The sequence below is a fragment of the Methylotuvimicrobium buryatense genome (assembly GCF_005931095.1).
Lineage (GTDB): Bacteria > Pseudomonadota > Gammaproteobacteria > Methylococcales > Methylomonadaceae > Methylotuvimicrobium > Methylotuvimicrobium buryatense.
Genome location: NZ_CP035467.1, coordinates 199,381 through 220,680 on the forward strand (window position 1 = coordinate 199,381; position 21,300 = coordinate 220,680).

Below are 21,300 nucleotides of genomic sequence, written 5' to 3' on the forward strand. Positions count from 1 at the left end.
TTTCTTGCGGGTTTATACCTAAATCGCCAAATATCATCTCGGACGATGGCTTGTTTCGAAACACGGCATAACCGGGCCGGATCTTGGCAGTTGCCTAAACTGCTGGCACTTCGGGCCCGAATTTTCGTACACAATAAACCCGTTTGATAATGATTCAAAGCGTCGGCCGGACATTAAACCGAATAACGAAAAACCATCAACCTCAGATAAAGCGGCTGAATTATTATTGGCGCTTGTTTGGTACCGGGTTCAGTTTTTTTACCTTCGGCGCCGGCGGATTCTTGTTATGGGTATTAGTTTTTCCGGTGTTGTCGATCATTCCAGGAACTCACCAGAGTAAGATCCGCCGGGGCCAAAAAGTCGTTCATTACAGTTTTTACGCATTTATCGGCCTGATGCATCGAATCGGCGTGATGACCTACGAGATCGAAGGGCTGGAAAAACTCAATAGGCCCGGACAATTGATCGTCGCCAATCATCCGACATTGGTCGATATTGTCTTTCTGATCAGCAGAATCAGCCAAGCCAGTTGCATCGTCAAGGCCAGTCTGTGGCGCAACCCGTTCATGCGGGGGCCGATCCTCAATGCCGGCTATATTAGTAACGGCGACCCCGAAACCATGATAGACGAATGCGTACAACGCCTGCAGTCGGGCGGCACGATGATCATATTTCCGGAAGGCACCCGCTCGGTGCCCGGCAAACCCTACCGGTTTCAACGCGGCGCGGCCAGCATCGCATTAAAAGCACAAACAATCGTGACGCCGGTGACGATGTCTTGCTACCCCAGTACGCTGACCAAGGCCGAAAAATGGTATCAAATTCCCCACCGGCGCTTTCATCTTGCAATGCACGTTGGCGAGGATATCCCGATGCAAGAATTCACTTCGCTGCAGCCACGGTCGATTGCAGTGCGTCGTTTCAATGGTTATTTACAGGAATACTTCATACGTCAACGAGCGCTCTATACGAGCAGCATGGAAAATGATGATTGATGTTGCGGGCATGAAATGATTCCTTTCGCAGTATTCGCCAGTCGCTCATCCAAATCGGTAACCATGAAAAAGCTATTGATCATCATTTCATTATTGACAAGTGCGACAATTGCCGCAGCCAATCCCGCCCTACAAAAATGGGCCAAGGTCAGCGAACCTGCGCCGGTCCGCGATATTGCGCAAAGCATTGGCGACTATACGGCCGGGTGTATTCGTGGGGCGATATCGTTGCCGTTCAGGGGGGAAGGGTATCAAGTGATGCGTTTGTCGCGCAAACGTTATTACGGCCATCCCGATTTGATTCAATTCATCGAAAACATGGGGCGCGAAGCGATGGCGCAAGGCTGGGGAACTCTATTGATAGGCGATTTGGGGCAGCCTCGCGGCGGCCCGACTTTGACTGGACACCGTAGTCATCAAACCGGTCTCGATGTCGATATCTGGTATTTAATATCGCACAAGGCTACCTTGCGTTCATTGACGATGGAAGAGCGGGAAAAATGGAGCGCTCCGTCAGTGGTAAGGACTGCCATCGACCGCATCGATGATACTCAGTGGACGCAACGCCATGACCGTATACTCGAAACGGCGGCGCGCATGCCGGAAGTCGAACGGATTTTCGTCAATGCCGCGATCAAACGGCATCTGTGCGAAAATTCGGCAGAACGTGATTGGCTCGGAAAGATTCGCCCGTGGTGGGGGCATCACGATCATTTCCATGTGCGCTTGAAATGCCCGGAAAGCAACCCCGATTGCCGAAGCCAAGAGCCAATATCTAAAGGCGACGGCTGCGATGCAACGCTCGACTGGTGGTTTACCGCCGAAGCGAAAACGCCCGCAGCACCGGCGGCTCCGGCCAAAGCGCCGGAGTTGCCCGCTTTATGCGAAGCTGTGTTGAATGATTGAAACCAATGAACGGTTACTCCCATTGTACTCAAAAAATAGCTAACTTTATGAAGGTATGGGGTGTGGTTCACGGCGGCCCTCGATAGACACATCCCATACCTTATATTTCTTCGACGGTTTTTCGATCAAAAGGGAATAAATAGCGTGAGAAACTATGCATCAAGAATTCTGGCTTGAACGCTGGCAACAAAATCAGATCGGTTTTCATAGTGAAAGCATCAATCCGCATTTAGAACAATATTGGCCGGCATTGCATATCGAAGCGGGAAGCCGGGTCTTCGTGCCGTTGTGCGGAAAGAGTAACGATATGCTGTGGCTGCTCGCGCAAAACTATCGAGTCATCGGCGTCGAATTGAGTCCCTTGGCGGTCAACGCGTTTTTCACCGAGAACAAAGTACCGGCAACCGCAGGGCATAAAGACAAATTCGAAGTGTGGGAAAACGATGATCTGTGCATTTATTGCGGCGATTTTTTTCACCTGAGAGAGGACGATTTAACGGGTGTTGATGCCGTTTATGATCGGGCCTCGCTCGTTGCGTTGCCGCCGGAGATGCGCGCGGATTATGCGGCGCATATGAAACGCTTGCTTAAAACCGGAACGAAAATATTATTAGTAGCATTCGATTATCCGCAGCAAGAAATGGACGGGCCGCCGTTCAGCGTGCAATACCAAGAAGTAGAAATGCTATATCGAGATTGGTGCCGGATCGATTTACTGCACACCGAAGACATATTGTCTAAAGAGCCTCGCTTTCGGGAAAGAGGCCTAAGTCGTTTGCAAGAACAAGTTTATGTCTTGACGGTTTTATAATCCACCGTCAAATGCAAAAGCGCCGATATCGATCGGGTCTCGTTCCCGACGCTTTTCTCGGCTCAGCGGATGGCGATATTGAAATTCCGGACGAAGCGAAACGCCGCTAGAGCTCATGCCCGGAGCGGTGCCTCTTCCTATCGCGGGAGAGCCGGGCAAAAGGCGATAATTGAAAGCGTCACGATCGACAAAACCGCCACCCTCAGTCCTCAGGTTATGGCGTTGCCGCCCGGATCCTTGCAGCGGAATAACGTTACCGACCAGTAAATTATTGATCGATACCACTTCGGCGTTTCCGTGATTGTGAATGAACACGCCTCTGCTGCGATCGTTGACGAAAGTATTGTTCACCGCATAGAGGTTTTGATCCGGATTGCTCCGGTTATATTCGCCGGCATAGGCAATGGCCGTCCAATTATCAGAGCCGGGGCTTTGCCGCAGCACATTGCCGATAATGAAAGCATCGCCGCCGTTCGGTAGATCGATCAAATAACTCGACGCGCCGTGCTCGTCGGTAATGCGGTTGTAAAGCAGATAATTTTCCTGCGCCCGCGATTTAACATTATGTCCGGTTTGGGCGTCGTGAACGTAACAATTGCGCAGTGTAAAGCGGCGAATAGCGCCGATATAAATATTGTGTCCAAGCTTGCCGTGCCGGTGGTAATCGACCGTATTGTCATTGAACTCGGATCCTTCGATCAAGATATCGCTACGCGGATTCGAGCCGGTTAAAATCCCCATTTGATTATCATGAAAATGCGCATTGCGAACCGTCAAATGCGTGCCTTCAAAGCGTATGCCGGCTCCATTTAAACTTGCGACAGCCGCGCCGGAAAATTCGATATTCTCGACAACGACATTATTACCCTTGATGACCCAAATGGCTTTGCCTTCGGCGGACTTTCCGTTGGCCTGAAGACGCGCCCGCTTGTCGGAGCCGCGTAATGTTAGCCGATGTTGCCGCCAAACTGCGACATCGCCCGAATAGTCGCCGGCATCGATGACCACCGTGTCTCCGCTCTTGGCGATTCTTGCCGCATCGCTGGGCCGTTTCAAGACACGCTCTGGGCCGACCGACAACGTGGCGCTGAGGGCGGGGCAGCAGAGCAGCAAGGCAAAAATGGTCGGAATGAATATTTTCATGATGCTTGCTATTTGTTAGTGGCCACACGATATTTTCGTACTCGATGCGTTAATTTTACAAGTCCGCTAACATAAACTTTGCTATATTTCTTCCAACTCGTTCACATAGGAGAAAATCCGCGGCAAGTATCTTGAAGTAGTAGGACTCATAACAATATTAACAATAAGCTTTTAAGCAGTCCGGGGAGATTTAATCATGACACTATCAAAAAAATTAGGCGCCGAATTCATCGGTACGTTCTGGCTGGTTCTCGGCGGTTGCGGGAGCGCAGTGCTTGCCGCAGCTTTTCCCGAAGTAGGCATCGGTCTTACCGGTGTTTCCTTTGCTTTCGGTTTAACAGTATTGACCATGGCCTATGCCATCGGTCATATTTCAGGCTGTCACCTTAATCCCGCCGTTTCGATCGGCCTGTGGTCCGGCGGACGCTTCTCGGCCGGAGAACTCGGGCCGTATATCGCCGCGCAAGTGTTAGGCGGAATTTTCGGGGCGGTCGTGCTCTATATTATCGCGACAGGTAAAGCGGGATTCGATGTAAGCGGTGGGTTCGCTTCGAACGGTTATGGGGAGCATTCGCCCGGCGGCTATAGTTTGGCGTCAGCATTGACTACCGAAATAGTCATGACTTTCATGTTTCTGATCATCATTCTCGGTGCAACCGATAGACGGGCGCCGGCAGGCTTTGCTCCGATTGCAATCGGGTTGGGTCTCACGCTCATCCATCTAATCAGCATCCCGGTTACGAATACCTCGGTCAATCCGGCTCGCAGTACCGCAGTCGCTATTTTTGTAGGCGATTGGGCGGTCGCGCAACTCTGGTTGTTCTGGGTTGCGCCCATCATTGGCGCGGGCCTTGCCGGATTGGTCTACCGCTGGCTTGGTTGTGAAAAAACCGCCGATTCTGAAGACAATTCATGAGTTGAGTTACTGTAAGCAGTGGGCTATCAATGAATAGTATCGAAAACTCCGGTCTTTCTTGATAAAAAACCTAGAATGCCAAGGACGGCAATATTTCTATAAAGATAAATCAAGTCCATAAAAAGGAAAAAGGGGGTCGGTAAAGGGGGAGGGCAGATCATAAGCGCTAACTTAGCGGTGCGTTTATGGCTTTATTCATCATATCGGTATGGGGTGTTGATATCCATGTTACATGGATGTGGTGCTACGCATTGCCATCCTTGGCCCTGGATTCCGCCAATTCCTGGCGGAATGACGCGTTCCTTCCTTAAGTTGGCGCTTATGGGGGGTCAGATAAATCTAAAAATCAACCTGACCCCTTTTTTCTGCAAATAAACAACAACGATTTTTAGGGTTCAAGCAATGAATAATCAGTTTTTTGGCGCGGCCTTGGTCGCGTTTTCGTTATCAGTGACTGCGTCTGATGATCCAATCGATTGTGATCAGGCGATGACCACTATCGAAGTTAGTCATTGCGCGATGATCGATCTTGAACGTGCTGAAATCGAATTGGCTAAGTATCTAAACGCAAGCAGCCAGCATTATGCCGATGACTTCAAACTCATTGATGCGATAGCTTCGTCTCAAGAGCAATGGAAAGCCTACCGGGAGGCGCATTGCAACGCGGTTTTTACGAAATGGCGTGATGGCAGCATTCGGAGTAATATGGCGATTTTGTGTAAAGCCAGGCTTACGCAACAAAGAACCCACGAGCTTTGGGAAAGCTTCTTAACCTACATTGATATTACGCCGCCTGTATTGCCGGAACCTCCAAAATGACGAAACAACATTTATAATGCACTGACGACGGCTCTGTTTCCTGCGAGCCTCTAGGCTTGAGTGGTTAAGGTTTAATGAATAACGCCGAATGCAGAACATACTTATCAAGAGCCCCTTTAACCGAATTGCGGCTTACTGCGTTGACAGCGTCTATCTTCCTTCGACAAGTCGGTTAACCCCCTTTCGGTCCGGCAAACCACCAAAGTATCAGACCGACAACGGGCAGCAGTAAAATCAAAATCACCCATAAAACTTGCGATCCAGTTGAAGCACCACTTTTTACAATGCTAATTATGGCCCAGATGTTCAGTACAAGCACAATAAGACCCAGAAAACCGCCTACTTCAATATCCATAAGTCCCCTAACAGGTTTGTGTTTAATGAATAAACTATTTTGCCTCATCAGCTTTAGACTTTACGCTTAAAAAATAGATAAGTTCTGTACGGTAACGTACATTGCTCAGTTTGCATCAAATTGGATCATGGAAATGTCGGTCACACACGAGATCGGGGTCAGGCCTTACCCCGGTTTTCAGGATGAGTGAAGCTCTAGCTTCGCTGTACAAGCGAAAAAGAAGCTAATGTTCCTTCGCTTGCAGCGGTTACAGCTACCAAGTTCAATCGGTCGGGCTAGCTGGCAGGGCTCGGGAGGCCGGAGTTTGGGAAGGAGCGAAAAGTTATTTGCCGCGAAATCCTTGTTCGTAATCGAGATCACCCGCCTGTCTGACGAAGGTGTATTTTGCCGGCTTAACGATTAAGAACTTCGCCATTTTCGAAAATGCATCATGCGGTTTCGGTATTGTGGCAATGGCCGTAAAAGGACTGGTTGCTATAAACGATACGGTTCCCGCGATTAAGCCGACAAAGCCGATTGGGCGCAACAAGATAACGTCGAGCAAAACATCATGACCGTCGGGTTCGTCGATACGCTTTTGTGCGAAGCTCGGTGACGCCAAAGACAACATCATAATGATGGCTAATGTTTTAAATGTTCTCATAAAGCAGTCTTTTTGTTGAGCCTATTGATTTTAAAAATAATCCCGGGTTTATAGTTCGCATATTTACAGGGACGGCTTAGTCAGGTAGCAGGGTCTGCAATTAAGCCCCCATGGATGGTTTCACGGCGCCCCTCGACAGGTATACTTCAAATCCTACATACCCATTCTCATTTTATAACCATACCTGAAACCAGGAATTGCGCCGTTGAGCTCTTTAAGCATAAACCGCAGCAAATGATCCCAGTCGTCGAAAGGAAAATAATGCATTAGAGCGCGAAGATTCTCAAAAAAGTCCGGCGGCGCGAGGGCAGAAAGCCGAGCACGGTCTGGTAATTGATATCCTACAACCTAGAAAAAGCATTTCACCATAAAGATCATGAAGAATAAAAAGTTAATCCATTGGCTTTTTTGCCTATGTAAATCATTTTTGTTCCCTAAAAGGATATCCAAAATTTTAGGACAAGCCTTTAAAAAACTTCATGCGCTTCATGGTTAAACTGCCGAATTTAGGTTACAACAACTCCTTATCTTGCGGACCCTTGATGGCTTGTGTTTCCGATCCGGGATAATAATTGGGCGCGATACTGAATAACAAGGTCAGAAATGTCGCTATATAGGGCACCGTTTGCACCGAGAGTACGGCAACCCAGAGGCGGCCGCTCAAATTATCGAAGTGATCGATTGATGACATCGAATAAATCGCCAAACCGAGTAAGGTCAGCAACAAGAGCTCTTGCCAGATCGTCGCGAGGCCCGCGATGAAAGGGCCTTGCTTTTCGAGTTTCGGCGTACGCATGAACGGTTTGCCGGAGGTAAACAAGCCCTGAAGCGTGCCTTTAGCGACGGTATGCGTTAAGGATAAGCCGGACAGCGCGGCTCCGAGCGATTGCAGAGTCGAACAGTTAACGCGGGCCTTGTATAACCATAGCGTACGGAAAATTTTGAAGCAGAACAAACCGATGGTCGGCAGCAACAAGGCGTTGACCGGTAATTCGCTGCGTAGCGGATCGGCGACCAGCAATGTCGTCATGATCAAGCTGGCAATCGTCAAAAGTAACGCCAACGCATCGGAAAACCAAGGCAGCCAACCGGCGATGAAATAATAGCGTTGCGCGGTGGTCAGTGTGGATTGTTTGCCGGGCAAAAATTGCCGCCAATGATGTTTGATGATTTGCATCGCTCCGTACACCCAGCGGAATCGCTGTGTCATGTAACCCGAAAACGTATCCGGCATGAGCCCCTGTCCGAACGAGTCCTTGCAATAGACCGAATCGTACCCGGCTTCGTAAAGGCGTAAGCCTAATTCGCTGTCCTCGCAAATACACCACTCTCCCCAACGGCCCACTTCGAGCAACGCAGATTTGCGAATCATTGTCATGGTGCCGTGCTGTATGATTGCGTTGTATTCGTTGCGTTGTACCATGCCGATATTGAAAAATCCGGCATATTCCCAGTAACACATCGACTTGAATGTGCTGAGGCCTCGATCGCGATAATCTTGGGGTGACTGGACGAAACCGACTTTTTCGTCCTCGAAATAAGGCACCATCGATTTCAGCCAATCGGGCGAGATGATGTAATCGCTATCGATCACGGCGATAATATCGGCATCGGAGGCGGTTTGTTCCAGTCCGAAGTTGATCGCGCCCGCCTTGAAGCCCGGCCAGTTTTCCAGGTGGAAAAATTTGAATACGCCGCCAAGCCGTTCGCAATCTTTTTGTACCGGCTCCCAAACGGCCGGGTCTTTGGTATTGTTGTCGAGTACCAACACCTCAAGATTCGGATAATCGACACGCGCCAATGCCTCGAGCGTTTCGCGTACCATTTCCGGCGGTTCGTTGTGAATCGGCAGATGTACCGACACTTTGGGAAATGTGAAGCCGGCCGGTGGTTGTAGCGGTTTAAACGTGCGCTTGCCTTTGCGGTGCCACAGCACTTCGGCGATTTCCATGCTTTCGGTCAACAGAATAACGACAGCCATTGCCTGCATTAGCAACAGCAGAGTCCAGAATACCAATGAGACCCCAGTTTGATATTGCTGGGCCGCTACCGCCGCGGACCATAGAATGACCGATGCGGCCAAATTTGCGACGATGCCGAAGAAAATCTTGCCGGGCAACTTCAATCTTCGGTGGCGGCTGAATAGAAACAAAGCCATCAAAAAGATGCTTAAAACAGCGGCGCCGGTCGCCCAGGCTTGCCAATCCGGCATCGGCGTGACATCGCCTTTCATCGGAAATTTTAATTCTCGATCGGCGTTGAATATTCCCCAATAGGCCCCGGCCGAGCCTTCAAGTTCCACTTTCCAGGGTTGGTCGAAGGCTTCAATGATGTAGTAGGTGATTTTTTGCTCGGTCGCGCGGTTGAGAAATTGTCTTAAAAACTGGGCTTGATTCGCCAGCGATGCGGTGGCGTTTTTAAAAGGTTGTCCGTCGGAAGGCCAGCCGACTTCGGTTATGATAATAGGTTTATTCGGAAATGCTTCGCGCATCGCATTGAAGCGGTAGAACACGTAATCGACAGCTGCATCGATCGACAAGCCTTCCCAGTACGGCAATATATGCAGAGCGATGAAATCGACTTCTTCGGCCAGTTCGGGATGCGCCAACCACATGTCCCACGTTTCCGATGTGCTGACCGGACGCCAAGTGCGTGCTTTCACTTCACGGATATAAGCGATCAATTGATCGGGTGCGATATCTTTACGCAACAACACCTCATTACCGACCAATAAGCGTACGATTGTCGGCGAATTTTGGTTGCTGAGCTCGATCAAGCTGTCAATTTCGCGCCGGTTTTTGTCGAGATCGGCGTCGATCCATGCGCCCATCGTTACGTTCAGGTCGTATTTTTCCGCCAGTTCGGGAACGAATTCCAACCCTTCCAGAGCGCTATAGGTTCTTACCGCATGAACTTTGCCGGCAAGCAGCTTTAGGTCGTCCTCGATTTGAACTTGGGTAGGAGGGCTGCTGTTCCCGGGGTCGAAATCCCTCCGCATCGGGCTGTAAGTTATCCCTTTCATGACTTTATCCCAAGATTGCATCTTGAGTGGATAATTCAGATAGTTCCAGATGCTTAAATTGACCCAAACCAATAAAGGTAAAATCAATAAAGTGAGGATTTTAGTTTTCATTCAGTGATAAGCTCCGGGACAAGCAAGAATAGGAAAGTATTGGATGGATACATCGGAATAAAAAAGGGCCCGGTCAAAGACGACCAAACCCTTTTTTTAATTGGAGCCAATGGCGGGATTCGAACCCGCGACCTACTGATTACGAATTAGTAAGTCCTATATTCTCCCGGGTTCTCCATAAGTCGTTTATTTTATATAAAACAATAATATATGAAATTACGCAAAACCATTCTTTTCTATTATTTTCCCTCAAAGTCGACTAAAACCCTAACCCATACCTAACCCAGAATCCTAACCCCAAAAACGGAACGGAGCCGGAGCTATGGCAAAAACACAATGAATTTTTCTAAAGGCAGGATCGAGGCGATACCCCTGCCATCTGAAGGACAGCGATTCGAATTTCATGATAAGCAAGCCAAGGGGCTGCTATTGAGGGTATCTTCTGCAGGCACCAAAACATTCTGTTTTTATCGTTGGATCAAAGGTGCCTCAAAACCGGAACGCATTACTTTAGGCCGATTTCCGGCAATGACGGTGGAGCAGGCTCGCAGTAAAGCTGCCCAATTAAACGCAGCGGTCGAAAATGGTGAAAATCCGAATGAACCGTTAAAGCTTCAAAAAGCAGAACCTACGCTGTTGGAGTTATTCTACGATTTTATCGAGCATAAGCGCAATAAAAAAGGCCAGCACTTGTCGCCCAAAACCGTTCAAGAATACCGTAAATCGTTTACTTGCTATTTGGAACCTTGGTCCAAACGCAAATTATCCAAAATCGCTTCTGCAGAAATGTCTGCCCTGCACAAAAAGCTGGGCAAAGACCGGCCCACTACCGCTAATCGAACGATGGCTTTAGTATCAAGCCTTTACAATTTTGGAATTCTGGAACGCTCATACAAGGTCACAAATCCCGCTGAAAAAATTAAAAAATATCCTGAAAACGAGCGGGATCGATTTTTATACCCCGACGAGCTTCCGCGATTTTTCGATGCCTTGGCTAAAGAAGAAAATCCTGACATGAGGGATTATTTTCTATTGGCTTTGTTGACTGGTGTTAGGAAATCAAACGTTCTAGCGATGCGCTGGGATGAAATTCATTTAGAACGAGGCGAATGGCGAATCATTACCAAGAGCAATTCCGCTCAAACAGTAACCCTATCACCCGAGGTCATTGATATTTTAGCAAACAGAAAACTCAGCGCTCAGAGCGAGTGGGTTTTTCCCGGTACAGGTAAGACAGGTCATTTGGTAGAACCCAAAAAAGCTTGGCAACGATTGCTTGAACGCGCAGGCCTCTCCGATTTACGCATTCATGATTTACGCCGCACGTTAGGCAGTTGGCAAGCGAAAACCGGAGCCAGTCTGTTGACGATTGGCAAAAGCCTCAATCATAAGAGCACCCAATCCACCGCGATTTATGCGCGGCTCGATCTCGACCCCGTCAGAGAGTCGGTCAATCGTGCAACAGCAGCCATGTTGAATGCGGCAAAAAACAGCGCTTAAAACTATTGACCGAAACCTTCCAAGAAATCCGGATGATTTATTGAGTGCCATACGAAAGCCTGGATGAAAAAAGTACCCAAATGCCGCATGGGGATCTGAATAATTACTCCTATTTATAATGCGCGGCTCGTTGACCGCATTTTTTTGTCCGAAATATGGGTTTTTAGCGATAATTAAATCGTATGGTCGGTATTGACCCAAAGCCGTCTTTGACAGAAATTGTTTGGTTGACTGGCCATTGGCAAGCAGCAGACGTTCGCTAGATAACAAGAAACCGTGCAATCAGTCTATATCGGGCTCTTGCCCTTTAAGAAAAATCGATTTATCCTTTAAGAAAACTGTTTTCTTAAAGGATAAAGTATGAGCAACAAAGAGCGCGGTGAGCAAATTCGACGCCAAATTATTAGGGACGTCAGGCATCATCCCATTGATATTGCAAAACATATTGCAACTATCTTCTCGATAAGCGCACAAGCAGTCAACAACCACATAAAACGCTTAGAAACCGAAGGCTGGTTAAACTCGAGCGGCACCGGTAAAGGAAAAAGATATTTTCTTGGCGACTTAAGACAATATAAGTCTCTATTTCCTCTGACCGAAGGCTTCACAGAGGATAGCGTCTGGCGAGATTATTACGCTTTCGTATTTGACGGTTTGCCTGAAAACATCGTCGACATATGCCATTACGGTTTTACCGAAATGGTCAATAACGTCATCGACCACTCGGGCGGAGAACAAGTTTATATATCCGTTGTACGGGACAAAGAAAAAATAGTCATCGCTGTCGTTGACGACGGTGAAGGTATTTTTAGGAAAATTAAACGGCTGTGCGATTTAAGTGACGAACGACAAGCCCTATTCGAATTGTCCAAAGGCAAGCTGACCACCGATCCCGACAATCATACCGGCGAAGGCATTTTCTTTACATCGAGAGTCTTCGACGAGTTTGAAATCGAATCGTGTGGAATCAGGTTTAGTCACGACGACACATTCGATTTCGATTTTATTCTCGAGTCGTCTATTTCTAGAGATAAAGACGGTACAGTGGTCTATATGCTTATTAATCGGGATTCGACGCGCCAGATTCAAGCGGTGTTCGACGACTATGCCGGACCCGACGAATTTCAATTCAACAAAACCATCATTCCTGTGCGCTTAGCCCAATACGGTAATGAAAAACTTGTATCCAGGTCGCAAGCGAAACGATTACTGGCACGGTTAGAACGCTTTCATTACGTTATTTTTGACTTTGAGGGTGTGTTGGCTATCGGCCAAGCTTTTGCCGATGAAATTTTCCGTGTCTACGCACAATCTCATCCAGAAATAACATTACTGCCCGATAACATGGAACCCAACGTTGATAAGATGGTTTCTAGGGCTATTGCGTCGAGGCAAGCAAATCATCCAGTCAGTCAGGCAGATACTATTGACCAAGTTAAGAGGAAATGACGTTGAGTCAGGGCATTTCAGAATCGCATCAACAATTGCTACCGTGTTTTTTCAGGTTGGGTTGTTTGTTTCGTGCGCTTACTTGGGTTTGGGTATGTTTTCTTGACCTAACGCCGACCGCAGTCGGTTTGTAGATTGGTTTTGTGTCTTTCGCCTAGTTAGTTCTGCCTAAAAATAAGCGCGTTATGACATAAAGCTGCCATTCCAAAATCAAACTCGTCCGGCAGGTTGTGGCCGTTATGCAAAGCTTTGCATAACGGCCATTATGTGAAGTTTCCTTTTATGTGCAGCGGCTTTGGCGCAACCATGATGTAAGCTGGCTTTAATGCCTCTACCTCGCTCGCAATCTTTGCATAATTTCCATGAATTGAAACAAGGATTCAAATACACCAAAAGGGAGCAATATCAGCGCTTATTCCAGTCGATGTCATCAGACCCTTTCGAATTATCACTTTTTATCGACATGACGGATAAATTCCGCATGATTGTTTTCCTGTTGGGAACTAATTTAAGTAGAAAAAAGCTATCTGTTGTGTTGAAGGCCTTTTTCTGAATTGAACAACGAAAATCTATGGCTCTATGTGATTCGTAGTGGGTAATGCAATAATATAGCCATGAACAGTGAAACTTTATTCAGCATGGCTTTAGGCCTGCAACCTCCTTGGCAGGTCAAAGCTGTGACCTTTTCTACAGATGAATTGGCCCGTAGCGAACTTCATCTGCATATCGATTTCGTGACTGGCTCGCGCTTCTTAGACGACGCGAATAACCTCTGTCCAGTGCATGATACCGTAGAGCGGCAATGGCAACATTTGAGCTTTTTTGAACACACCTGTTACCTCCATTGTGCGGTGCCGCGCATTACCACGACCGATGGCAAAGTCCGTACTGTTGACGTTCCTTGGGCACGGCCAGGCAGTGGTTTTACCCTGTTATTCGAAGCCTTAGCGCTAGCCTTGATTGAGCGGGAAATGCCGGTCAACCGAGTCGCCGAGATACTGAAGGTCAATCCACAGCGCATCTGGACTATCTTTAATCACTGGATTAGCAAGGCAAAAGCAGCCGATGATCCGAGCATGATAACCAAGCTGGGCGTCGATGAAACCTCGACCAAAAAAGGCCATCATTACGTTACGCTGGGCGTTGATTTGGATGAAGCCCGCGTAATTCATGTCACCGAAGGTAAGGGTAAGGCAACGCTGCAAAGTATTCAGCAACACCTTGAAGATAAAGGTGTTGATAAAGAACAGGTGGAGCAAATCAGCATGGATTTGTCACCGTCATTTATTGCCGGTGCTGCCGAATCATTCCCGTCTGCACAAATTACCTTTGACCGATTCCATGTTGTGAAATTATTGAACGAGGCCATGAATCAGGTGCGCATTGCCGAACGCAAAGAGCATGATGCTCTGAAAGGCCACAAATACACTTTTCTAAAGAACCGGGAAAACCTATCCGACAAAAAAGAAAAAGAGCTGGATGAACTGATACAACTGTACCCCACGCTGGGCGAAGCTTACCGCTTAAAAGTGCTATTCAATGATCTCTGGGAAATGCCCGACAAACCGACAGCGGAGGCTTTTTTGAGGCAATGGTGCGATGAGGTGGACGCAGCCAAAATTCCAGCGTTTATCAAGTTCGCCAACACAGTTCGAGGACATTGGTCGGGAATTGTGCATTTCGTGGAATCACTCATTAGTAACGGCATTCTTGAAGGCATCAATAGTAAGATTCAGCTGGCTAAACGGCGAGCCAGAGGCTATCGCAACATCAACAATTTCATTAATATGATTTACTTCCTATGTGGAAAGTTGAAATTTTATTACCCACTGTATTTCACATAGAGCCAAATCTATTCCTGAAGTTTGCAAAAATTATGACCAGTTTTTTATCTGGCTGCTTTGCTCAATCCGCTTAATTCCTGATGTCAGCTATTCGAAACTAAGAAACTGTGCATAAAAGGAAACTTGACATAATGGCCGTTACCCGCCTAATGATCATCATTCGCCGCATCCGGCAAAACCACCACAAACGGCCCCGCCCGAAGATTCCCTTCGCCATAGCCCCGCACCGGCACCGATGGCCAGCGGTTGAATTCCGGTTCCGCGAGGATTCTTTCGGCCGCTTTTAAACATTCCGCGAGCAAATCGGCATCAATGCCGTGATCGAGTAGGGCGGTTTGAAGGCTCGGATATTCGCCTGCCAAGTCGTAATCGGCCATAGCCGCTCCGAAACCTTTAACCCATTCGATCAACTCCGGATCGTCTTCGTTCGGGACGAAGCCCTTGCCGCCGGATTTAAAAAACGCCCAGTCTTGCGCCCAGTGATTTGGAATATCGCTCATTGTTTACCTACCTTCGCTGAAAATCTTGGAAACGGAGCGTTAGCGAAGTGAAGATTTTTAGTCCCCGATAGCCGTAGCGCCGGGTGTTTTGCCGGATTCTGCGCGAATAGCGCAGGCGGAGGCAAAATACAAGGCATCGCGACACGGCGTAAAGCCATTTGTGGGAGTGCTACGGAGCCGCATCGAGTATACGATGATGTGGCGTAGTGGCACGGACGCAGGGCGAATCGGGGCCGCCGAAGGCAATAATCGCCAAGTCATTTTTCGCTGCTGAAATCGGACGGGCCCCATTTCAGCTTTCGCGAAAAATCTTGGCGCGCTTGGTTTTACAAATTACGCATCTTTCAAAAGGCTCACGCCTCGAAACGATAGGACGAGGTGGGCGGAGACGGTATGTCGTCGTCCGTTCGGGCGTTTCGCCGCCGCAACCACAGTATTAGCCGTAGGCGTAAACTCGGCTTAAGAAACGAGCGGGCGTAGGCCGTCATGGGCGACTGCGGGGTAATTTTCAGGAGGCTGTCATAGAGCTCCTGGGCGATGTCCTGTCGGCCAACGCAACAGAAATAGGCACATAGGACGCTGATAAAACCGGTATGTTCGGAGACATGAAATAATCGCCTCTCAGGATAAAGCAGCATCAGGTCGAATTTATGATCGAATATATCGGGAACGGCATCGAATTCCCCCCGGCTCAACAGCATTTGCGCATAGTTAATCTTGGCGAATAGATAATTCGGAAATTTTCGGTAGGCTGTTTCCGCTAATTCATTGACCTTATCGCGGTAACCCAGCATGCTGTGCGCGGCAACCAGTAAATTGTCTATCTTGGGCACGTCGGGGTGCTTGACCTGCAGCGCTTCCAGTTCGGCAATGGCGGGTTTCGGCCTGTGGTTGGCGATTTCTTCATAGATTTTATTTAAGGCGAGCGTAATTTCGGGAGTCAAGTTGTCACTTTTGTCGATCACCGGTTCATTGGTGACAAAATAGATATTGCGCCGGTCTGCTTTAGGGCGTTGGCGGGGGATGCGCGAGGATTTTTTTGATTTCTTATGTGTCATGGTGGATTACCAAGGGCAGAATGAAAGGTTAAGCAACAGGATTCATCGCATCACATGGATTTCACCAAGCCCGATATCAAACAACACCCCCACCGCCGCGTCCAGGCGCTTGAACACGCGAACCTGGCCGCGCGCGGTCTCCAGCATCGGATTCAGTTTATGCTTTCCTTCCAGCGTGACGGTCCAGCCGTCTCCGGAGGCGTGTTTTTGGGTGACGGGCGCCTCTAAAGCGCCCGCCTGAAATAAAATTTCGGCTTCTTTACTATTCATATTCACTTTTGCGGCTACAAAAGCTAGACTAAGTTAAAACAAAATTACACTTTTGTATGATAAAAGTGAATCCATGATCGTGCGAATCGTCTTTATTGTAGCCTTATTCTTGCCTTTCCGGGTAGCGGCCTGGGATGACGACGCCGTGTTGTCGTTCATCGGCCGGGTCAGTGTCGGCGGCACCGAGTTCCGGGACGATCCTTACACCGTGTTCGGCGGCCTGCAGATCAACATTCCGTTGTCGTCGGTCAAGGAAGAACGGGAGGCGGCCTTGAAGCAAGTCGCCGAAGCCAAGCCGGTGATCGCGGTCGACGACCTGACCAATTTGACGCCGACGCAGGTGGCCTTCTGGCTGGCCATTTTCGACCATGCCCAGGTGATCGGCTGAAAAGGCCCGCGTCCGGAAACTGTGGTGGAAAATGCGCGAGATTGGGGTCAAGCCGTTGCCTCCGGACACGATCCGGACGATCGTCAAACGCTACATCGAAACCAAAGGCATCCTGATCGAATCGCCGGAGCTGTATATCAGTCACGTCGTCAAGCAATCGGGCGGGGTGCCGCAGGCGATCTACGACATGCTCGACGAATCCGGCAAGGAACGGATCATCGACAAGCGCAAGGTGCGGGAAATGCGCCACGAGGCCGGCGTGCAATATCTCGATTTCACGCCGATGGTGATGGTCCTGGGGGCGCTGATCGTGTCGATGCGTTACGTCGGCATGGGTACCGGGGACAAGACCTTATACATCATGGGCGGAATCGGGGCGGCGCTGTTTCTGACGTTTAGGTTCTTTATATTTAAAGGCGTGGGAAAATGAGGCATTCTTTTCCTGTGCTAACACATGAACGTTGAGACTATTTTTATGACTGCTTCCAGATATCAAATCCGCCCGATGACCTGCCATGAAATGATGATTGCTGTTGACTGGGCCGCTAGCGAGGGTTGGAATCCGGGTCTTTATGACCACGAATGTTTTTTTGCCGCTGACCCAGACGGGTTTTTAATCGGTTTATTGGATGATGAACCGATTGCCTGCATTTCAGCGGTGAAATACGGAGAGACGTTTGGTTTTCTCGGCTTTTACATCGTCAAACCGGCATACCGGGAGCAGGGCTACGGTATTCAGATATGGCAAGCGGGGATAGATCGTTTACAAGGACGCACCATCGGCTTGGACGGTGTGGTCAGCCAACAGGCCAATTATCAAAAGTTTGGCTTCAAGCTGGCGTACCAGAATATTCGCTATAAAGGATTATCGGGCGCTTCGCAATCTATTGACCCGGCGATTGTTGATGTTATGACGTGTGACTGGGAAGCCCTCATGGATTTTGACCAATCGGTTTTCACCGTTGACCGTTCCGCCTTTTTATTCTCCTGGCTCAATCAGCCCAATAGCCATGCGTTGGCCTATCGGGAATACAGCAAAATTGTCGGTTACGGCATGGCAAGAAAATGTCGAATCGGCTTTAAAATCGGCCCTTTATTTGCCCAAACAGAACCGCAAGCCGAAGCCTTATTGCAGGCACTGCAAACCAGATTGCCAGAAAGCAGTCCGTTTTTTCTCGATATTCCTGCAATAAACCCGTGTGCAACGAGCTTGGTCGATCGCTGCGCTATGCAACCGGTTTTTGAAACAGCCCGGATGTATATCGGACTAGAGCCGCCTGTGCCGGTTAACAAGGTCTATGGTGTCACCAGCTTTGAATTAGGTTAAGTTTCGTGCTGGCAGCGACGCACATTGCCTTTTCTAGCGCGTTATATTTAGGCGGGGCGGCGGTTTTTGAATATGAAACCAGCATAATCAACGGGGCGAATAAATTGTCCAAGGCGATTTCACTGGGTAATGATCATGCCTTCTCTCAAGATGAAAAAGAAGACCAGGACATTGCGGAAGGCTGTCGCCGGCTCATCAAAAATACCCTTATATGTTGGAACTATCTTTATCTTGCAAAGGAACTCGGTAAGGATAATAACGAAGAGCGTAAAAAAGAACTCATGGAAGCGATCCGAAACGATTCCGTCATGCGGTGGAGCCATTTTAACTTGCAGGGGATTATGATTTCTCGGATGAAAAAATGATTGATTCCGTTGGGTTGTAAGCTCTCAAAAAACAGCCTCTAAAATTAGCTAAAATTTGAGAGATCGAAAATCGTCCGCAGGCCATTCTGCGCAAGAGGTTAGCTAAAATCTCGTGAAACTTTAGAGCCTTTTGTTGATTAGCACCCAATGTCGCTTGTTTTGCGAGAGGTTGCCGTGACTTTTTAAGAAGTTACGTCTATGCAGGCCGGAGGCCTTTTTACCGGAGCAGGTGCAATCCACGGAAGTTTAGTACGGGAATTGAGAATTATCGGTAATGTGCCGCGCCTCAAGTCAGGCCGCCGCTAGCGGTGGCGATCCACAGCACGGCTGATTTCCTCGCTATCGCCATTAAAAAACAACCTGGCCGAAGCCGGTTTCGAGTTGCTCCGCTGTAACAGGTCGGCTAAACATGTAGCCTTGCAGCGAACGCTGAAAATCTTGGAGTGTGCCACAGGCACACAAACTGACGCTATACGGAAATAGCGATCAGATGTGTATAAGCTCATTGGAAGATGATGGTAGGTCCATCAAAGTCTGTTGTCGGAAACCGGCTTTAAACCACCTCAAGCTGCTTGTATTAAGAGTGCAGGTAGTGAGCGTTGAGGAAAAGCTAATTCATAATTAGCAGGTAGGGTACAGAGAGACGAGTTAAACCGAACCTATGTTGACGCGTCGTTATTCAGAGACTCGACATCAAAACCTGGGGCGTCCAAGACTTCAGGGATGAGTCTGCAAGCGGATCCGAAGTCTGTGCAGATGGTGTCCGGCGTATAGTGGGCGTGACTCTGTACCGGGCTTTCAATGGGAACTGTGGGAACCAGTCATCATGATGTTAAGGGAGAAATGCAAATCACTAAATTGATAAGTATGAGAGTACCGATGCGTGATACTGGGGCGGAGTTGCTCGTAGTAGTGTTGAAGCGTTTGTAATGAACGAGGAGCGAAGGGGGCAACATCAGGCAGCCTTTATTGCTATCACAACTGTTGAAAGGCAGGAGGATGATATGAGCGAGGCAAAGCCATTTGTCATTTCGAAATGGCAAGTGATGCGTGCATTTGAATTGGTGAAAGCCAATGCGGGTGCTGCAGGTGTTGATAGGCAATCGTTGGCAGATTTTGAAAGAAATCTGAAAGACAATCTTTACAAGTTATGGAATCGGCTGTCGTCCGGCAGTTACTTCCGCCGCCTGTCAAAGCGGTAGCCATACCGAAGAAAGCAGGTGGCGAACGGATTTTGGGTATACCCACCGTGAGTGATCGTATTGCTCAGATGGTCGTCAAACTGGAATTTGAACCCCAGGTTGAGCCGCACTTTTGCCTGACTCGTATGGCTACAGGCCGAATAAGTCAGCACTTTCGATGCGGTGGGTGTCACGCGAGAACGTTGTTGGCGCTATGACTGGGTACTTGAGTTTGATATTAAGGGATTATTCGACAATATACCGCATGATCTATTGCTTAAAGCGGTCTATAAGCATACCGATACGGCTTGGGTGAGATTGTATATCGAGCGCTGGTTGACGGTGCCGATGCAGATGCCCAATGGGGAATTGAGTAGCCGGGGAAAAGGCACGCCACAAGGTGGAGTTGTCAGTCCGGTGCTCAGTAATCTGTTTCTGCACTATGTCTTCGACAAATGGTTGCAAAAGCACTACTCGGATACACCCTGGTGTCGTTATGCCGATGATGGTCTGGTGCACTGCCGGAGTGAGGCAGAAGCCAAACACATGCTGGAAGCACTGAAACAACGCTTTCAGTCCTGTGGGCTTGAACTTCATCCGGTGAAAACCAAGATTGTTTACTGTAAAGATGGAAGTCGCAAAGGGCGCTATAAGCATACCTCCTTTGATTTTCTGGGGTATACGTTCAGACGGCGACTGTGTAGGAATCGCAAAAGAAACAGTGTGTTTGTAAACTTTACGCCGGCGGTGAGTAAAGCGGCGCTGAAGTCAATGCGAGGAAAGGTCAGAAAGTTACGAGTCAGAACGCGTACCGAGTTGAGCTTAGGGCAAATAGCACAATGGTTGAATCCCATCATTAGGGGATGGATAGGCTATTATGGTTGTTATACCCGATCTGCGTTATATGGTATGTGTCGTCACGTCAACATGACTCTGGTGAGGTGGGTAAGACGAAAGTTCAAGCCGCTACGCCAGCATAAAATAAAGGCAATGCTGTTTCTGGAGAAGATTGCAGATCAACATCCAAACTTGTTTGCCCATTGGCGGGCGGGAATGATAGGTGCGTTTGCCTGATGGGAGCGGTATGAATCGAGAGGTTCACGTACCGTTCTGCGAGAGTCTGTGGGGGAAGTGCCTGCGGTCTACTCAACAACGGAGCGATAGCGAAGTGAAGATTTTTAGTCCCCGATAGCCGTAGCGCCGGGTGTTTTGCCGGAGTCTGCGCGAATAGCGTAGGCGGAGGCAAAATACAAGGCATCGCGACACGGCGTAAAGCCATTTGTGGGAGTGCTACGGAGCCGCATCGAGTTTACGATGATGTGGCGTAGTGGCACGGACGCAGGGCGAATCGGGGCCGCCGAAGGCAATAATCGCCAAGTAATTTTTCGCTGCTGAAATCGGACGGACCCCATTTCAGCTTTCGCGAAAAATCTTGGCGCGCTTGAATCACATTTAATATCAATTACTTAAAGAACGTCTTCTTTTCTTATTTGGTCTCGATACGCTATTACCACGGCAAGTACGGAAGAGTCAGTTTAATTTGATTGAATAGGGTTATCAGGTGATTGTCTTGTTCCGACCCATTTTTGACACTCGCGCTTCTCCAAAGCCGCCAGTCGGCAAAATACAGATATTTGGAACGGGCGGGCTAAAAAGCAGTCGTTAGCGACCGCATCCAACGGCCAAAACCGGCCAAA

General features: G+C 48.6%; 21 protein-coding genes. 14 read left to right on the forward strand and 7 right to left on the reverse strand.

Annotation, left to right across the window (positions count from 1 at the left end):
• Nucleotides 1–149: 149 nt before the first annotated feature.
• The 3 genes from EQU24_RS00970 (at nucleotide 150) to EQU24_RS00980 (ending at nucleotide 2,712) form a co-directional block, all read left to right on the forward strand.
• Nucleotides 150–995 carry a lysophospholipid acyltransferase family protein gene (locus EQU24_RS00970; RefSeq protein ID WP_017841304.1) on the forward strand — a complete coding sequence of 282 codons (846 nt, stop codon included), beginning with the start codon at nucleotides 150–152 and terminating at the stop codon, nucleotides 993–995.
• Between the two features lie 63 nt (nucleotides 996–1,058).
• Nucleotides 1,059–1,901: a penicillin-insensitive murein endopeptidase gene (mepA, locus tag EQU24_RS00975; protein ID WP_026130239.1), complete on the forward strand. Its 843-nt coding sequence runs from the start codon at nucleotides 1,059–1,061 to the stop codon at nucleotides 1,899–1,901.
• Nucleotides 1,902–2,055: 154 nt separating this feature from the next.
• On the forward strand, nucleotides 2,056–2,712 hold the full coding sequence (locus tag EQU24_RS00980) for a thiopurine S-methyltransferase (protein ID WP_017841302.1): 657 nt from the start codon (nucleotides 2,056–2,058) through the stop codon (nucleotides 2,710–2,712).
• Here the strand turns inward: EQU24_RS00980 and EQU24_RS00985 are convergent.
• A complete protein-coding gene (locus EQU24_RS00985; RefSeq protein WP_017841301.1) occupies nucleotides 2,707–3,855 on the reverse strand; it encodes a right-handed parallel beta-helix repeat-containing protein in 1,149 nt (382 codons plus the stop codon). The two genes, EQU24_RS00980 and EQU24_RS00985, sit on opposite strands and share 6 nt — an antisense overlap.
• A 196-nt stretch (nucleotides 3,856–4,051) precedes the next feature.
• Between EQU24_RS00985 and aqpZ the strand changes: the two genes are divergently transcribed.
• Together aqpZ and EQU24_RS00995 are read left to right on the forward strand one after the other, a co-directional pair.
• A complete protein-coding gene (gene aqpZ / locus EQU24_RS00990) occupies nucleotides 4,052–4,771 on the forward strand; it encodes an aquaporin Z (RefSeq protein ID WP_017841300.1) in 720 nt (239 codons plus the stop codon).
• A gap of 402 nt (nucleotides 4,772–5,173) precedes the next feature.
• Entirely contained in the window at nucleotides 5,174–5,590 is a 417-nt protein-coding gene (locus tag EQU24_RS00995) for a lysozyme inhibitor LprI family protein (protein ID WP_017841299.1), read from the forward strand.
• 172 nt (nucleotides 5,591–5,762) lie between these two features.
• Here EQU24_RS00995 and EQU24_RS01000 read toward each other — a convergent pair whose 3' ends face one another.
• The 3 genes from EQU24_RS01000 to EQU24_RS01010 all read right to left on the reverse strand — a co-directional run bounded on the left by EQU24_RS01000 (nucleotide 5,763) and on the right by EQU24_RS01010 (nucleotide 9,721).
• Nucleotides 5,763–5,945: a PLDc N-terminal domain-containing protein gene (locus tag EQU24_RS01000; RefSeq protein WP_014146695.1), complete on the reverse strand. Its 183-nt coding sequence runs from the start codon at nucleotides 5,943–5,945 to the stop codon at nucleotides 5,763–5,765.
• Nucleotides 5,946–6,267: 322 nt separating this feature from the next.
• Nucleotides 6,268–6,588: a hypothetical protein gene (locus tag EQU24_RS01005; RefSeq protein WP_017841298.1), complete on the reverse strand. Its 321-nt coding sequence runs from the start codon at nucleotides 6,586–6,588 to the stop codon at nucleotides 6,268–6,270.
• Nucleotides 6,589–7,099: 511 nt separating this feature from the next.
• Entirely contained in the window at nucleotides 7,100–9,721 is a 2,622-nt protein-coding gene (locus tag EQU24_RS01010; RefSeq protein WP_017841297.1) for a glycosyltransferase, read from the reverse strand.
• Between the two features lie 336 nt (nucleotides 9,722–10,057).
• On the opposite strand from EQU24_RS01010, the gene EQU24_RS01015 reads away from it, so the two are divergent.
• The 3 genes from EQU24_RS01015 to EQU24_RS01025 all read left to right on the forward strand — a co-directional run bounded on the left by EQU24_RS01015 (nucleotide 10,058) and on the right by EQU24_RS01025 (nucleotide 14,514).
• Nucleotides 10,058–11,221, forward strand: coding sequence for a tyrosine-type recombinase/integrase (locus EQU24_RS01015; protein WP_017841296.1), 1,164 nt, complete (start codon nucleotides 10,058–10,060; stop codon nucleotides 11,219–11,221).
• Between the two features lie 360 nt (nucleotides 11,222–11,581).
• Nucleotides 11,582–12,670, forward strand: coding sequence for an STAS-like domain-containing protein (locus EQU24_RS01020; RefSeq protein ID WP_017841295.1), 1,089 nt, complete (start codon nucleotides 11,582–11,584; stop codon nucleotides 12,668–12,670).
• Nucleotides 12,671–13,284: 614 nt separating this feature from the next.
• Nucleotides 13,285–14,514: an ISL3 family transposase gene (locus tag EQU24_RS01025; protein ID WP_017841294.1), complete on the forward strand. Its 1,230-nt coding sequence runs from the start codon at nucleotides 13,285–13,287 to the stop codon at nucleotides 14,512–14,514.
• 146 nt (nucleotides 14,515–14,660) lie between these two features.
• On the opposite strand, the gene EQU24_RS01030 is transcribed toward EQU24_RS01025, so the two are convergent.
• The 3 genes from EQU24_RS01030 to EQU24_RS01040 all read right to left on the reverse strand — a co-directional run bounded on the left by EQU24_RS01030 (nucleotide 14,661) and on the right by EQU24_RS01040 (nucleotide 16,342).
• Complete coding sequence (locus tag EQU24_RS01030) at nucleotides 14,661–15,014, reverse strand: hypothetical protein (protein ID WP_017841293.1); 354 nt, start codon at nucleotides 15,012–15,014, stop codon at nucleotides 14,661–14,663.
• A 353-nt stretch (nucleotides 15,015–15,367) separates the two neighbouring features.
• Nucleotides 15,368–16,072: a hypothetical protein gene (locus EQU24_RS01035; RefSeq protein ID WP_017841292.1), complete on the reverse strand. Its 705-nt coding sequence runs from the start codon at nucleotides 16,070–16,072 to the stop codon at nucleotides 15,368–15,370.
• Nucleotides 16,073–16,114: 42 nt separating this feature from the next.
• Nucleotides 16,115–16,342 carry a hypothetical protein gene (locus tag EQU24_RS01040; RefSeq protein WP_017841291.1) on the reverse strand — a complete coding sequence of 76 codons (228 nt, stop codon included), beginning with the start codon at nucleotides 16,340–16,342 and terminating at the stop codon, nucleotides 16,115–16,117.
• 73 nt (nucleotides 16,343–16,415) lie between these two features.
• Here EQU24_RS01040 and EQU24_RS22175 point away from each other — a divergent pair, with 73 nt between their 5' ends.
• The 6 genes from EQU24_RS22175 to EQU24_RS01060 all read left to right on the forward strand — a co-directional run bounded on the left by EQU24_RS22175 (nucleotide 16,416) and on the right by EQU24_RS01060 (nucleotide 20,677).
• Complete coding sequence (locus tag EQU24_RS22175) at nucleotides 16,416–16,730, forward strand: hypothetical protein (RefSeq protein WP_017841290.1); 315 nt, start codon at nucleotides 16,416–16,418, stop codon at nucleotides 16,728–16,730.
• A 31-nt stretch (nucleotides 16,731–16,761) separates the two neighbouring features.
• The gene (locus EQU24_RS22665) at nucleotides 16,762–17,160 is read left to right on the forward strand and encodes a hypothetical protein (protein ID WP_186005693.1); all 399 of its coding nucleotides are present in this window, start codon (nucleotides 16,762–16,764) and stop codon (nucleotides 17,158–17,160) included.
• Between the two features lie 24 nt (nucleotides 17,161–17,184).
• Nucleotides 17,185–18,057 carry a GNAT family N-acetyltransferase gene (locus EQU24_RS01050; protein WP_017841281.1) on the forward strand — a complete coding sequence of 291 codons (873 nt, stop codon included), beginning with the start codon at nucleotides 17,185–17,187 and terminating at the stop codon, nucleotides 18,055–18,057.
• Between the two features lie 5 nt (nucleotides 18,058–18,062).
• Nucleotides 18,063–18,422 carry a Tn3 family transposase gene (locus EQU24_RS01055; protein ID WP_017841280.1) on the forward strand — a complete coding sequence of 120 codons (360 nt, stop codon included), beginning with the start codon at nucleotides 18,063–18,065 and terminating at the stop codon, nucleotides 18,420–18,422.
• Between the two features lie 929 nt (nucleotides 18,423–19,351).
• Nucleotides 19,352–19,624 (forward strand): hypothetical protein, encoded by a 273-nt coding sequence (locus EQU24_RS22845; RefSeq protein ID WP_244310897.1) that lies wholly within the window; start codon nucleotides 19,352–19,354, stop codon nucleotides 19,622–19,624.
• A gap of 162 nt (nucleotides 19,625–19,786) precedes the next feature.
• Complete coding sequence (locus EQU24_RS01060; RefSeq protein WP_244310898.1) at nucleotides 19,787–20,677, forward strand: reverse transcriptase domain-containing protein; 891 nt, start codon at nucleotides 19,787–19,789, stop codon at nucleotides 20,675–20,677.
• Nucleotides 20,678–21,300: the final 623 nt, after the last annotated feature.

Coding starts and splice junctions, on each gene's coding strand:
- EQU24_RS01020 (WP_017841295.1), top strand. CDS start 11,582: ATGAGCAACAAAGAGCGCGGTGAGCAAATTCGACGCCAAATTATTAGG.
- EQU24_RS00980 (WP_017841302.1), top strand. CDS start 2,056: ATGCATCAAGAATTCTGGCTTGAACGCTGGCAACAAAATCAGATCGGT.
- mepA (WP_026130239.1), top strand. CDS start 1,059: ATGAAAAAGCTATTGATCATCATTTCATTATTGACAAGTGCGACAATT.
- EQU24_RS01005 (WP_017841298.1), bottom strand. CDS start 6,588: ATGAGAACATTTAAAACATTAGCCATCATTATGATGTTGTCTTTGGCG.
- EQU24_RS22665 (WP_186005693.1), top strand. CDS start 16,762: ATGCGCGAGATTGGGGTCAAGCCGTTGCCTCCGGACACGATCCGGACG.
- EQU24_RS22175 (WP_017841290.1), top strand. CDS start 16,416: ATGATCGTGCGAATCGTCTTTATTGTAGCCTTATTCTTGCCTTTCCGG.
- EQU24_RS01025 (WP_017841294.1), top strand. CDS start 13,285: ATGAACAGTGAAACTTTATTCAGCATGGCTTTAGGCCTGCAACCTCCT.
- aqpZ (WP_017841300.1), top strand. CDS start 4,052: ATGACACTATCAAAAAAATTAGGCGCCGAATTCATCGGTACGTTCTGG.
- EQU24_RS00995 (WP_017841299.1), top strand. CDS start 5,174: ATGAATAATCAGTTTTTTGGCGCGGCCTTGGTCGCGTTTTCGTTATCA.
- EQU24_RS22845 (WP_244310897.1), top strand. CDS start 19,352: ATGAACGAGGAGCGAAGGGGGCAACATCAGGCAGCCTTTATTGCTATC.
- EQU24_RS00970 (WP_017841304.1), top strand. CDS start 150: ATGATTCAAAGCGTCGGCCGGACATTAAACCGAATAACGAAAAACCAT.
- EQU24_RS01050 (WP_017841281.1), top strand. CDS start 17,185: ATGAACGTTGAGACTATTTTTATGACTGCTTCCAGATATCAAATCCGC.
- EQU24_RS01010 (WP_017841297.1), bottom strand. CDS start 9,721: ATGAAAACTAAAATCCTCACTTTATTGATTTTACCTTTATTGGTTTGG.
- EQU24_RS01015 (WP_017841296.1), top strand. CDS start 10,058: ATGAATTTTTCTAAAGGCAGGATCGAGGCGATACCCCTGCCATCTGAA.
- EQU24_RS01035 (WP_017841292.1), bottom strand. CDS start 16,072: ATGACACATAAGAAATCAAAAAAATCCTCGCGCATCCCCCGCCAACGC.
- EQU24_RS01030 (WP_017841293.1), bottom strand. CDS start 15,014: ATGAGCGATATTCCAAATCACTGGGCGCAAGACTGGGCGTTTTTTAAA.
- EQU24_RS01000 (WP_014146695.1), bottom strand. CDS start 5,945: ATGGATATTGAAGTAGGCGGTTTTCTGGGTCTTATTGTGCTTGTACTG.
- EQU24_RS01040 (WP_017841291.1), bottom strand. CDS start 16,342: ATGAATAGTAAAGAAGCCGAAATTTTATTTCAGGCGGGCGCTTTAGAG.
- EQU24_RS00985 (WP_017841301.1), bottom strand. CDS start 3,855: ATGAAAATATTCATTCCGACCATTTTTGCCTTGCTGCTCTGCTGCCCC.